Source organism: Thalassospira sp. (assembly GCF_040218635.1).
In the GTDB taxonomy this organism is placed as follows: domain Bacteria; phylum Pseudomonadota; class Alphaproteobacteria; order Rhodospirillales; family Thalassospiraceae; genus Thalassospira.
This window is the reverse complement of the sequence record NZ_JAVJRB010000007.1, coordinates 42,807-55,540: the sequence shown is the minus strand read 5'-3', so window position 1 is coordinate 55,540 and position 12,734 is coordinate 42,807. Positions and strand designations below refer to the sequence as shown.

Here is a 12,734-nt window from a genome sequence, read left to right as displayed (position 1 = left end):
TATCCAGTACCAAACGTCAAGCCCGGAATCGGAATCCCCTGTGTCAGACACCAAGAAGATTGATCCAAGAACCCTGAAACGCCGTGAGGCCATCATTGCCGCGGCACGGGAATTGTTTTGCGAACATGGACTTGCCGGTACGACACTGGAAATGATCACAGCCGAGGCTGGCGGATCACGCCGCACGATCTATGAACTGTTTGGCAACAAGGATGGGGTGTTCGAAGCGGTCATTCGCGACTGCACGGGTCGAGTCACCTCTGTCATGAGCGATCTTGAAATGTCGGACATGCCGCTTCGCGCCGCCCTGATCCATTACGGCGAAACGCTGATGACGCTTCTGACCATGCCCGATACCATTCGCTATATGCGGCTTTTTCTGTCCGAGGTGCCGCGCTTCCCGAAACTGGGCAAGGTCTTTTATGAAAGCGGACTGATGACGGGGCGTCGATACATTGCGTCTTATTTCGAACGTCAGATGACGGATGGCAACTTCCCGAAGGGCAACCCTTGGCAAGCCGCCATATTCTTTTCCAGCCTGATCAAGGCGGACTACGATATCCGCCAAATGTCCTATATCGATTGGGAACCACAGGAAAAGGACCTGCGCAGCCATGTGATTGCCGCAGTCGATATGTTTCTGCGCGGCCATGGGCTTGATCCGGAAAAAATGACGTAAACCATACGACGAACAACCCTCATGCCTGTGGTCGAAGGTGTTCGCATAGACTTTCGAAACTTATCACCCTGCAAGGTGGTGCTTCTCATATCCGAAAAATTCCGTAAGACCATCTCGAAACCTCAATGGAGCAAAGACTTTTACTGAACTCTAATCAAGACCTTGCACTAAGCCATAATTTGAAATACCGCTTCAATTTCGACTAACCCACCAGAAGGCAAACTACTAACACCAACCGCAGTCCGGATATGTTGCCCAGGGGACCCTGGCCACACTGTTCGGAAAACGCTTGAAGCACCGTCAAGGACCTTAGAATGGTCTTTGAAGTCCATTGTTGCCGCGACAAATCCTCGCACTGACACAACTTGACTAATCCGGTTTAAAGCTCCCAGATGCCCTTTAGCCACCGCCAAGCATCTTAACGCACAGACCTCTGCCGCTTTAACGGCCTGACTGATGTTCTCTCCATCATCAATTCGTCCGTATAAAACTCCATTTTTTGATCGCGATAGCTGACCTGACGTATGAAGCAACTCATTGACAACTATTGCGGTTACATAGTCTCCATTGGCTTTGGGCAGTTCTGGCAAATGATAACCTGCCCGGTTCAACCTCTCTTCAACATCATACATGACCAGCCACCTTCGACATACGGCGCTCGACAATACATTCACCTTTCAACCAACATGACACCACCTTGCCATCTTGTTGCTCAAAGCTAATGTCGATACGCGAAGGAAAGTTCATTGCCTCGCCCTGATGGATTACGACACCTTCAGTATCTTCAACGTACTTCAAGTCCAGCAGACCGAACGCAAGTGCCGATGCTGCAATTCCTGTAGCCGCATCTTCCGGATAGCCGGAATTCGACGGGAACTGGCGCGCATGAAAATGACCTCGCTCCTTGCCCACAGCGAACGGATATAGTCCGGTACTCTCCATTTGGTTGCAAACTGACCGAATATGCTCGAAGTTTGGATTCAATTGATGGAGTTCTTCAACCGATTTAATCGGGATCAGCGTTTTTGTCCTACTTGTTTTCGCATTCATACATATAGCGTTGTGAAAGTAGTCGTGGGGCAGGTTTAAGACGGATGCAATGTCCTCCCCGGCTTTGCGAGATAGCTTTCTAACAACCCCAAGGGGCTGAGAAATTGCAATAGCTCCACTTTTTGGGACAATTGCTCGCACCAGACCACTTTTTGTTTCGATCAGCTGATTTTCGCCAACAATCAAACCTGCATCACGCAAAGCCCAGAGTGCTCCGATGGTTGCATGGCCACACATTTCCATCTCATGATTTGGGACGAAGTACCGCATTTGCCAATCTGCAGGTGAAACTTCGCTTGGCTTCTGAACAAAACCGCTTTCATGACCGGTAACTTCGGCAATCTTGCGCATCTGCTCATTATCAAGTTCATCCGCAGCGATAACAATCGGCGCGGGATTTCCCCCGTATTCGGTAGCAGGGAAAACGCGAATGATTTTTATGTCTGTCATTTTTTATCTCCAGCAACACTCATCGCATCTTCACTGCACTTCTTGTTTCTTTTTACAAATGAATACAACAAGATAGCCCCACCAATAGCAGCTCCGGCGACTTGCAGAGACCAACTAGGGAAAAGAATAAGGATTGAAGCGGAAGCAGTTATGAGGCGTTCATACGCGTTCAACTTCGCAAACGCCTGTCCAGTTGACGCAACAGCAAGAAGAGCAAGCGCAAAAACACCTGTTCCAGTTGCATGTACAACGTCGGAAACGTTGTTTGTAAAAAGTAACCCGTGAAACACAAACAGGACCGGCATGATGTAAAGCCCTTTGCCTAACATCATCGCATTAACTCCTGTTTTAACCGGATTTCCTCCCGCGATACCAGCAGCAGCAAAAGCCGCGAGACAAACGGGTGGTGTTAAAAGAGAGTCCTGGCTTAGCCAAAAAATGGCCATGTGAGCGGCAACCGGCTCGACGCCCAGTGACACGAGTGCTTGTGCCCCAAATGCGGCAACGACAATGTACGATGCTGTAACAGGCAGCCCCATGCCGAGAAACATTGAGATCAGCGCAATAAGCCCGAGGATGATCAGAGCGTTCTCGTCACCAAAAGCAGCAAGAGATTGGGCAAGAGCCACAACTAGACCAGATGTTTCAACTGAGACGACAATAAGACCAGAACAGATCAAAACAATTGCCGTTGGCAGCACTGTTTTCATCGTGTCTTCGACAATCGGAATCCATTTTGAAACCGTCAGTGGCTGCGGGCCAAGAAAGCTGCACACCACAACACCTGCAGCGGCAATCGCAGCTGAATAAACAGGTGAATATCCAATTGAGAGCAAGACAATCAGGACAGCGATAGGAACAATGAAAGCAATACCATCGCGAAACTTTACTTCAGGAACCTCGTCATCTTCACAGATGGTTAAACTCCCTGATTTCAACAGTTGCAAATGAACTGTGAAGGAAATCGACATAAAGTACAGAATGGCTGGGATGATCCCTAGCAGAACGAGTTCGGTATACGGAACACCGACCCAGTCCGACATTATAAAGATTCCGGCGCCCATGATCGGCGGTACAAGTTGAGACCCGGTCGAAGCCGCGGCCTCGACGCCACCCGCCATTTCAGGTTTCAAACCTGCTCGTTTCATCATTGGGATTGTCAACGCCCCCGTACCTGCGACGTTCGCCACAGCACTACCACTGACAGTCCCCATGAGGGCGCTGGACAACACAGCGACGTGGGCTGACCCACCCGGAATTTTTCGCAGTAGACGCACAGTGCCATTGATAATGAACTGTGTAGCACCTGCAGCACGCATCAGACAGCTCATGAAAACAAACATGAAGATGATTGTCGCTGAAATCGTCGTTGTAGATCCTAACAGAGCGCCATCTTGCCAAAATAGCCGATAGGCCATCCGGTATTCGCTGATACCTCCAAAGAAAAACACACCATCAGCGTATTTTCCGAGATACATAACGTAGGCCATCAAGAAAACAGCAATGGCCGGTATCACCCACCCAACCACGCGTCGGGTCAGTTCAAGGACCAACAGTACCGCTCCAAATGCGACCAATTGGTCCATGAGTGTTAACTCGAAGCGTTCAAAAACCTTGTCCTCGTTCAAGATGAAATAGACACCGGCACAGAGACCTGTAAGTGCCAAAACTGTGTCTCGAAGCTTCGTTAACAGGGTAGCATCCTTCAGTAAGCCAAAGGCACCAAAGCCAAGACACAGAACAAAGGAAAGATGCCATGCATTCAGAATTGTGTCCGATATCGGAATGAACACGATAAATGTGATATGCAAGGCAATCGCAATCGCGGCCAATACACGCCAAGCGAGCGCGGAAAACAGAACTGTCCGCACGAAAGAGCTCCCAGGTTTTAGGTAAGAGAGGAAGGCGGCGGGAGAACAACGTCTCCCGCCTCAAGACATCATGGCATCAGATGGGTGGGGACATCGATCCCGACATCTTTGTAGTAACGAATGGCACCAGGATGCAGGGGGACAGGCAAACCCTGTAGTGCGTCATCCATACTGATCGCGCGGGCCGCCTGATTGGCCTGTTGAAGTTTGTGAAGATTTTCAAACATTGCCTTGGTAATCAGATAGACCGTTTCTTCAGACAGATCGGCAGAAACAGCAAGGAAGTTTGGTTGGCGAATGGTCTGCACCGTCTCACCCTGATTTTCGTATGTTGCTGCTTTGATTTCTGCTCTTGTAAAGAGCCCGCCCGAACTCTTGCTTATTGCATCAAGTTGTTCATCGCTGACATTCAGAAGAGCAATCTCGTCGCCCGAAGTAACAAAGGCCTGCGCGACAGAAGGGGTTGGCACACCAGCAGAAGCACTCATACCATCAATTCGCCCGTTTTGCAGCGCCTCTGCTGCCGCATCATATTTCATGTTGGTCACTGAGAATGCTTTTTCCGGCTCAATGCCAACAGCACCAAGAACCAAACGAGAGGTCCCTTCTGTTCCTGAATTACGTGGTCCGATAGAGAACTGAGTGCCAAGATCACCGAGATCCGCAAGTGTGCCAGATTTAATTTTATCTTTCCGCACAACGAACTGTTCGACATTTTGCCACAAAGCGGCAATTGACCGCAGATTTGTTACCGCAGGACGCCCTGCGCGTGTACCTGACGCGGTGTATCCGTCCCTGCCGTACAAGCCCATCATGATCGCCATCTGGGCTTCGCCCAAGCGTATCAGGTCAACATTTTCAGCAGAGCCCCCCGAAGTTATCGGCGACATACGAATGTCGTAGAACTCCGCAAGGTCGTTAGTAACAGCCGTTGAGAGGGCAACGCCTACCGGATAGTAAGAGCCACCGGTTGAAGCCGTGGCGAGAACAATGTTCTCTGCCGCCGCGGCTCCTTCTGCGAACAAAAAAATGCCCGCAGCGGCAAACACAATACGTTTAATTCTTCTCATTTTGGTCTCCCTGATTGATACCAAGTCAATCAATAAGCGAAACCAAAATCCGTTACTTTGTTGTCAGGGCCAGAAAACTTTCAGTTACAGGCCAAAGCGTTTCTTTTTCTTAGTGCGGAGGGGGAAACGCCAAACTTTTCTCGAAAACCGGTTGAAAACGAAGCAGCGCTTTCAACACCAACTGACAAAGCAATTTGCTGCATAGACCACTGAGTGTTAATCACCTGATCATAGGCATGGCGATACCTTTGATCTTTCAAGAACCCGTGAATAGATCTGCCAGTTTGTTGACGAAAAACTCTGACTAGATGTCGACGGGAAATACCACATAACTCCGCAAGAGTATCTATTGAAGGCGGGTCAGCAAGGTCAGAGACAAGTATCTCTATAGCCTGGTCAACAATCCCTCTATGCGTTTCTTCCGGATGCACAAAACAGGCTTTACTTGTTTTGATATTTTTGAGGCAATCTTCTGCGATCAGCGCCGATAGCTTGGCCTTCCAGTCCCCCTTACTCTGCCCAGAAAAGCTTGAAGAGAGGTTATTGTCTTCGCGCTCAAGAACATGCAAAAGATCAACAGTTGTCTGACCCAAAGACCAGATACCAGACATCAAACCCGCCCCTGCCCCAAGGCCAAAGTGGCCCGATAAAAACAATTCCCATTCCTTATTCAAATAGAATGCGAAATGCTTCTGGTCAGAGCGAATGGCTTTCGTTTGATGAGGCACCCCCGACGCAACGTAATATGCGCACCTGCGCTCCAGTGAACGGTGCTGCTGCGAGAATTGATCAATTACTTTCATCGTACCTGAGCGGGGTATCAGAATCATCGCATGGTCTGCATGACTGTGCTCTGCAGTTGAATAGAATCTCTCATGCGAGTGAACAAACTTGACAGTATCAGTGTTGGAAAGATCAACCATCGGAAAACGAGCTCAAAGAAAACCTTTTAACTTTTAATAACAGACCTAGCTAAAGTATCGTCCCCATTATGTGAAAAGGCAAATTGATTCCTGTCGCATCTAAAACGCGACATCAAATGCAGGAGACGACCTCATTGATAGTGATCAAAGGCATCAACAGGGTTACTTGCGTGCAACCTAGTCGAACTAGAATCACATTCAAACTAAAACAAGGTCAACAGCCGCCAGGCAACCGGCCCCAGCATCGTCAGGACGCCAACCCACATCATGGCAACACCCCAGTTGCGATCACGATTGGTAAAGCCAAATCCCAGCAGGCAAAATCCAATCACACAGATCACCAGAACAGCAATGTTTTCGGTTGTCGTCATGTTCATGGCAGTTCCCCTTTGATGACGCCGCATAGAAACGGAGTCTCCACCCTCCACCGGCAATAGCATCACATTATCGGTTAACCGACCAGCCGGTCATTGATCCGGATCATAAAAATCAGCCCCGTACAGCCGATCTATCGTTTTTTCGAACATCTTGGTAAAATCGCCTAACCGATCAGGATCATTGCGCTTTTTAGCGGTTAAAATTAACAGAATTGCCGCCGCCACCCCTTGAAATTCCGGGTTTCGCGCCCCTCATCACATTGTTGTATTCCAGCCCTCTTTGATTTTCTGGTGGCTTCCTGTATGTTGCGGGCTCCCGACGCGGCCAGGGCGCTCCCTCGCGCGCCGGAAGACAGAGATTTAACCATCTTGAATGGCAGCCGCGCTGTATTCCGGCAGCGGCCAGCAAGGGAGTATTCTATGAGCAAGATTCAAGTTAAGAATCCCATCGTCGAGCTTGACGGCGATGAAATGACCCGGATCATCTGGGACTTCATTAAGAACAAACTGATCCTTCCTTATCTCGACGTTGACCTGAAATATTACGATCTTTCAGTTCAGAAACGTGACGAGACCGACGACCAGATCACCATTGATGCGGCAAACGCCATCAAGGAACACCGCGTTGGTGTTAAATGCGCGACCATCACCCCGGACGAAGAACGTGTAACGGAATTCGGCCTGAAAAAGATGTGGAAGTCGCCGAACGGCACCATCCGTAACATCATCGGCGGTACTGTTTTCCGTCAGCCGATCATTTGCTCGAACGTTCCGCGTCTGGTTCCGGGTTGGACCCAGCCGATCGTTATTGGCCGTCATGCATTTGGCGATCAGTACCGTGCGACCGACTTCAAAGTTCCGGGCGCAGGTAAACTGACGATTAAATTCCAGCCGGCAGACGGTGGTGAAGCCATCGAACATGAAGTCTTCGACTTCCCGTCTTCGGGCGTTGCCATGTCGATGTACAACCTTGACGATTCCATCAAAGGTTTCGCACGTGCTTGCATGAATTATGGTCTTAACCTCGGCTGGCCGGTTTACCTGTCGACCAAAAACACCATCATGAAAGCCTATGACGGCCGCTTCAAAGACCTGTTCGAAGAAGTCTTCCAGGAAGAATTCGCAGACAAGTTCAAAGCAGCCGGCATCACCTACGAACACCGCCTGATCGATGACATGGTTGCTTGTGCCATGAAATGGAACGGTGGCTTTGTCTGGGCTTGTAAGAACTATGACGGCGACGTTCAGTCTGACACCGTGGCACAGGGCTTTGGCTCGCTCGGTCTGATGACTTCTGTTCTGATGACCCCGGATGGGCAGACCGTCGAAGCAGAAGCAGCACACGGCACCGTGACCCGCCACTACCGTCAGCACCAGCAGGGCAAAGAAACCTCGACCAACCCGATTGCGTCGATCTTTGCCTGGTCGCAGGGTCTGAAATACCGTGGTGAATTCGATGGCACCCCGGAAGTCGTCAAATTTGCTGAAACCCTTGAAAAAGTTTGCGTCGACACCGTCGAAGCCGGCTTCATGACCAAGGATCTGGCGCTTTTGATCGGCCCGAACCAGAAATGGCTGACCACGACCCAGTTCCTCGACAAACTGGACGAAGGTCTGAAAGCTGCAATGGCCTGATCAGTGATCTGATCTGCCCCGTTACATAAACGAGCAGTTTACCAATCAGAAAAGCCCCTACTGACGCATATCAGTGGGGGCTTTTTTAGTATTAGGGTTCTGACCATAAGTCCAACAGGGATGACAAGTCCGATTGCACCGGTCTGAATCATTGCGCCCTGATAGCTCATTGATTTCAAAGCATTAACTCTTTTGCAAGCTGCACGGTCTACAGAGCCGCAACGACAAGGTTGTAAAAACCTTTTTCCGCCGCCGTGCCTGAAAAACAATCGACAATAGATTAGGCCATCCTTTAGCGGTACTATTAGGAAATATTCATCAATAGATAACTTGCATTACTTCTAATATATCTAGAATTTCTAGTGTAGTTTTCTGCCTTTTTATTAAGTAGTCGGCGCATATTCTTGATCTGCGACATGGGGATGTTTCATTGACCGGGAAATTCTGTCGCCGTAGCTCTTTGATATCTGGAATGGCGGATTATTTGGGAAATGGACGCCGGGGGCGACAATGACCTATCTGCGAAACCATACGATTTTATCGTCGTCCGATTTAGATGAAGTTCGCGCGTCCATCAAGGATCTGGCTTCGCGACACGATTTGGATGTTAAGGGGCCCAATGCGGAATTTAGCGCCCGTGTTGCCGCATTGGAATGTGGCGACCTCAGCCTCATGCATGTCACGCTTGGCGCAACCAAACTCAGTGTGGCTTCTTCTGAAGAGGACCCTGACGGGCTGCTTTTATACATGCTTACCAGTGGTTCGGGGATCGCCCAACATTGTGGACAAGAACTGACCTTTTCGACGAATGGCGGGTTCATGCGTGATTTGGCAGCCCCGGTAAGCGCCACTGAAGATAACTTTGGCGCTTACGTCCTGCGTTTATCGAAGGAAAAATTGAAAAACCATACCCGTTCTCTGGTTGGGGACGACGTCGATCTGATGGGATTGAGCTTCAACACTGCAATTGATCCCGCCGGGCTGGGTTGGAATGTTTTTCGCAAGACAGTGCACTATGTCGCCGAGGCACTGGATGGTCCGTTACGCGAATTGCAAAACCCGATCGTAACTTCGCAAATGGAAGATATCCTGTTGACGCAGTGCCTGAGCCTGTTGCCTAACAGCTATCAGGACATCATGAACGGCCAAGACGTTACACAGGTTGTTCCATATTACATCAAGCGTGCCCGTGATTACATTCACGCCCATGCCGACAAGAAAATCGGGCTTGCCGATATTGCAGCCGTGGCCGGATGTGGCTACCGCGGAATACAAAGGGGCTTCTTGGATGCCTACGGGACAACGCCAATGGCCTATTTGCGCATTGTGCGATTGAAACGCGTCCGGGCAATCTTACAGTCAGAGTTAGATGGAAGTGCCATCGCTGATGTCGCGAAGCAGTGGAGCTTCACGCATATGGGGCGGTTTGCGCAGGATTATTATCGGGAGTTCGGCGAGCTTCCCTCTGAGACAGTCCGCAAATACTCATAAAGCATTCATCTCAATATCCAAAAAACGGCCGCAATATCCGAAAAGCGTCATAAACGTATGACGGCTTATCATTACGTGTTCCCTTCTCACGGCTCCTGCTCAATTCTCTGCGCGGGGATTGGGCCGTCATGCCCTGATTTTCAGACGTGACGGATAGTGGGGGAACACTTGGTTCAAAGGACAGTCCTGAAATTTGTCAGGACTGTCCACCCAACAGCAATCAAAGCGTTAACCTTGCTCTGCAAAGACTTGGTGTGTCGCTGCTTGATCTGCTGTCTGGCAATCATTTCGGGTTATCCCGGCTCGTCTCATCCCCAACGCAGTCCATGGGAACATCCCGTGGCATTTTGCGTGATGAACTCTGATCCATTCCAGAGTTCCATGCGCAAGAGACAACATGTTTTGGTTGAGGAATGACCCATGGGAACCCGTTTTCGGTCCGCGAATACAGTTTGGCGCAGTTTGCTTGTCCTGACTGTTTTCGTTATCGGCGCTTTGGCAAATGCGTCTGATGCAAAAACACAATCACTGACGATCGTATCCGGACCGCCCCCAGAGGAAGGCCATGTGATTTGCGGTGCGATGGATTTGAAGACGGGTAAGCTTATGCCGCCGTGCGGTTTTGATAAGGCGACGAAAACCCGTAATGCCGTCGGTAGATGCCCAAGTGGGTCTTTCTTTGATATTGGAACGTGGTCCTGTTTCTCCTGCCCAAGTGGCTACAACCGAACCGGTTTCGCGGTCGATACGCCGAAAGCCTGTTCCAAGCAAATTTCCACGCAATACACAGGCGCGACGCGAACAGGCAAGCATAAGGCTTGTCCTAAAGGGTCGTTCTTTGACGGCCGCAACGGCGGCGAGTGCTGGGCTTGCCCGGCCGAGTTCGGTCGCACCATGTCCTCGGTGGATTCTTGGGATGCCTGCGGCAAAATTTTTCAAGATGCGCGCCGGGCCGAATTCATTGACCGGGTTTGCCCCGAAGGGGCGTTCCCCGATCTTAATGGCAGCTGCTACACCTGTCCGGAAGGGTTCCGCCGCACCATCAATGCGGTGACAGGAAGCCAAGCGTGTTTCCGAAATGAATCATTGGTGTCGGCGACCAAAATGGCCTCTTTATCATGTCCAGCCGGCGAACTTTTCGACTTCATCGACGGGGGAACCTGCTGGTCATGTCCGGTGAATTCGGTCCGGTCGGTTTATGGCGTTAAGACCAATCAGGCTTGTGAATACCTTACCATGCGTTGGGAACCCGCAAGACGCACGCCGAATGGGTTGTTCGGTCTGCCTGGCGCCCATGAGATTGTTGCCGAGGTGATTAAGGACCGTACGCTGATCGATGAAGGCATCACCAATTACATCGCAGCAGCCGGACTCAATAAAGCCAAAACAGACGAGCTAAAAGCCGAAGCTTGGAACCTAATCCTGACGGAACCCGAGGAATCGGCAATCCTAAAGGCGGCCGTTTATATGCATGTTTTCAACGTGATCAAAAGAGGGCCAAAGACAAAGCCTGAACGGGACTTGTTGAACTATATGGCCGTGTACGTCCAAAAATCCCGGCTTTTGGTGGCGACAGAAATGCAAAGCGTCTGGGAAAGCTGGGAGCGCGGCTTGAAGGTAGTGCGGCCAGGTATGTCAGACGGCTTGAATCCCAATGATATTGGTGTTCGTCCGCCACAAATGGAAGACCAGGTAGGCGACATCATGTTGCTTGCACCTGGTGCTGCAATTGTCGTCGCATATGCAGGGCTTGGAGGCGCAACGCTTGTATCAACGTCCGTCGCCAAAGCGGTGGGAACGGTTGGCAAAGCAATTTTTCCCTACCTGAAGCAAGGCTTGAAAGAAACAGCGAGAATAACAGTAACGACGACTAGTATTGGCACCACCTCTATGGCCTTTATGGCGCCGACAATGATTATTTTGACCGCAAGCTCGATTGTCGCCAGCATCGGAACCGATATTGCCCTGGATCAGATCAAACAGGCATCCATTATCACTGACGCCCTGGCGAACTCGAAAAAGCCCGTAAACTTATCCCGCCTTCTATTGACCGATAACGGCCGGACAGAGGTATTAACGAACTGGGCTCTGATGACGCAAGAGCCCATCAAGCCAAACACACGGACCTGGGCGCAATTGATGCCGTCTGATAAGGCACAGAGTGGCGTGACGTTTGAAGACGGCAAGGTTGTTGTCGGCAACTTCGATATCGATACTGCTATTGATGGCGGCCAAACTAAGAATGACACAATCACGTTAACCCAGATTGAATCGATCAGTATTGACGCCTCGGCCGGGCGTTCGGCGAAATGGGATCTTATACCGGGAGAAGCCACAGATGTCGCGACCGGTACGGACGGGACAACCTATGTCATCGGCCTGACCAAGGTTGGCGGCGGGTATGAAATATTTAAACGCGCCAAGACCGCAAAAAGATGGACCAAAATGGCCGGTGCGGCAATCCGTGTCGCTGTTTCAGATAAAGACGCATGGGTCGTCAACGACGCGGGCCTGATATTCGCCCAATCAGGATCAAAATGGCGGCAAATCCCCGGCCCGAAGGCACAAGATATTGGTGCTAGTGCCACGGGGGTTTGGATCATTGCGACTGATGGCAGCATCCATTTCCGCGACGGAAACCGCTGGCAAAAGGTTTCGGGAACGGCAAAACGGATCGACATTGATCAGAATGGTCGACCATGGGTCGTGAACGATAAAGGCGATATCTTTGTTCATGACAACAACAGGAAGTGGGAAAAGCTTCCTGGTACTGCTGTCGATATCGCAGTTGATATCCCGGGCGCAGCCGTCGTCATTGGCACGAATGGCAAGACTTACCTGTTTAATGGCACGAAACGCGATTGGGATATGATTGCACAGGATACGGATTCCAACGCCGTCGGTGCCGGGGGTGGGCAGGTCTGGCGGCTGACCAAGAACAATGAAATTTACCAGATGCAATAAGATAAGGGGCTGACGCAACGTCAGCCCCTTTCGTTCTGTTTTCAGTTTTTGAGGGTGAAGACAATCCGGACAGTTCTGTAGTCCGGATTGTCAGGGATCGAATTACACATGGCCGTCGCGCCGGGGGGCGTTTTGTTTTCAAGCAATAAGGCTGTTGATTTTTTGGGGAAGTGGCGTTTGGTCCAGATAAGTAAAGAACTCAAGCGACAAAATATGATGAAAAC

At 50.4% G+C, this 12,734-nt stretch carries 10 protein-coding genes; 4 read left to right on the top strand and 6 right to left on the bottom strand.

Annotated elements, in window-relative coordinates; genetic code table 11:
• The first annotated feature begins 40 nt into the window (after positions 1–40).
• The gene (locus RIC05_RS06710; protein WP_350046428.1) at positions 41–679 is read left to right on the top strand and encodes a TetR/AcrR family transcriptional regulator; all 639 of its coding nucleotides are present in this window, start codon (positions 41–43) and stop codon (positions 677–679) included.
• Positions 680–846: 167 nt separating this feature from the next.
• Here the strand turns inward: RIC05_RS06710 and RIC05_RS06705 are convergent, their stop codons facing one another.
• From RIC05_RS06705 to RIC05_RS06680, 6 genes are all read right to left on the bottom strand, one after another.
• Complete coding sequence (locus RIC05_RS06705) at positions 847–1,311, bottom strand: RidA family protein (RefSeq protein WP_350046427.1); 465 nt, start codon at positions 1,309–1,311, stop codon at positions 847–849.
• Positions 1,304–2,179: a PhzF family phenazine biosynthesis protein gene (locus RIC05_RS06700; protein WP_350046426.1), complete on the bottom strand. Its 876-nt coding sequence runs from the start codon at positions 2,177–2,179 to the stop codon at positions 1,304–1,306. Before RIC05_RS06700 ends, RIC05_RS06705 begins: the two co-directional genes overlap by 8 nt.
• Complete coding sequence (locus tag RIC05_RS06695; RefSeq protein ID WP_350046425.1) at positions 2,176–4,050, bottom strand: TRAP transporter permease; 1,875 nt, start codon at positions 4,048–4,050, stop codon at positions 2,176–2,178. The genes RIC05_RS06700 and RIC05_RS06695 overlap by 4 nt, the downstream gene beginning before the upstream one ends.
• A 68-nt stretch (positions 4,051–4,118) precedes the next feature.
• On the bottom strand, positions 4,119–5,120 hold the full coding sequence (locus tag RIC05_RS06690; RefSeq protein ID WP_350046424.1) for a TAXI family TRAP transporter solute-binding subunit: 1,002 nt from the start codon (positions 5,118–5,120) through the stop codon (positions 4,119–4,121).
• An 80-nt stretch (positions 5,121–5,200) separates the two neighbouring features.
• Positions 5,201–6,043 carry a helix-turn-helix domain-containing protein gene (locus RIC05_RS06685; RefSeq protein ID WP_350046423.1) on the bottom strand — a complete coding sequence of 281 codons (843 nt, stop codon included), beginning with the start codon at positions 6,041–6,043 and terminating at the stop codon, positions 5,201–5,203.
• Between the two features lie 203 nt (positions 6,044–6,246).
• Positions 6,247–6,420 carry a hypothetical protein gene (locus tag RIC05_RS06680; protein ID WP_350046422.1) on the bottom strand — a complete coding sequence of 58 codons (174 nt, stop codon included), beginning with the start codon at positions 6,418–6,420 and terminating at the stop codon, positions 6,247–6,249.
• Between the two features lie 420 nt (positions 6,421–6,840).
• Between RIC05_RS06680 and RIC05_RS06675 the strand changes: the two genes are divergently transcribed.
• The 3 genes from RIC05_RS06675 (at position 6,841) to RIC05_RS06665 (ending at position 12,510) form a co-directional block, all read left to right on the top strand.
• Positions 6,841–8,055 carry an NADP-dependent isocitrate dehydrogenase gene (locus tag RIC05_RS06675; protein WP_350042100.1) on the top strand — a complete coding sequence of 405 codons (1,215 nt, stop codon included), beginning with the start codon at positions 6,841–6,843 and terminating at the stop codon, positions 8,053–8,055.
• Positions 8,056–8,565: 510 nt separating this feature from the next.
• The gene (locus RIC05_RS06670; protein WP_350046420.1) at positions 8,566–9,546 is read left to right on the top strand and encodes an AraC family transcriptional regulator; all 981 of its coding nucleotides are present in this window, start codon (positions 8,566–8,568) and stop codon (positions 9,544–9,546) included.
• Positions 9,547–9,966: 420 nt separating this feature from the next.
• The gene (locus RIC05_RS06665; protein ID WP_350046419.1) at positions 9,967–12,510 is read left to right on the top strand and encodes a tectonin domain-containing protein; all 2,544 of its coding nucleotides are present in this window, start codon (positions 9,967–9,969) and stop codon (positions 12,508–12,510) included.
• Positions 12,511–12,734: the final 224 nt, after the last annotated feature.

Bases quoted from the DNA above. Each gene is read 5' to 3' on its own strand.
- RIC05_RS06705 (WP_350046427.1), bottom strand. From the start codon at position 1,311: ATGTATGATGTTGAAGAGAGGTTGAACCGGGCAGGTTATCATTTGCCA.
- RIC05_RS06700 (WP_350046426.1), bottom strand. From the start codon at position 2,179: ATGACAGACATAAAAATCATTCGCGTTTTCCCTGCTACCGAATACGGG.
- RIC05_RS06690 (WP_350046424.1), bottom strand. From the start codon at position 5,120: ATGAGAAGAATTAAACGTATTGTGTTTGCCGCTGCGGGCATTTTTTTG.
- RIC05_RS06685 (WP_350046423.1), bottom strand. From the start codon at position 6,043: ATGGTTGATCTTTCCAACACTGATACTGTCAAGTTTGTTCACTCGCAT.
- RIC05_RS06680 (WP_350046422.1), bottom strand. From the start codon at position 6,420: ATGAACATGACGACAACCGAAAACATTGCTGTTCTGGTGATCTGTGTG.
- RIC05_RS06675 (WP_350042100.1), top strand. From the start codon at position 6,841: ATGAGCAAGATTCAAGTTAAGAATCCCATCGTCGAGCTTGACGGCGAT.
- RIC05_RS06670 (WP_350046420.1), top strand. From the start codon at position 8,566: ATGACCTATCTGCGAAACCATACGATTTTATCGTCGTCCGATTTAGAT.
- RIC05_RS06665 (WP_350046419.1), top strand. From the start codon at position 9,967: ATGGGAACCCGTTTTCGGTCCGCGAATACAGTTTGGCGCAGTTTGCTT.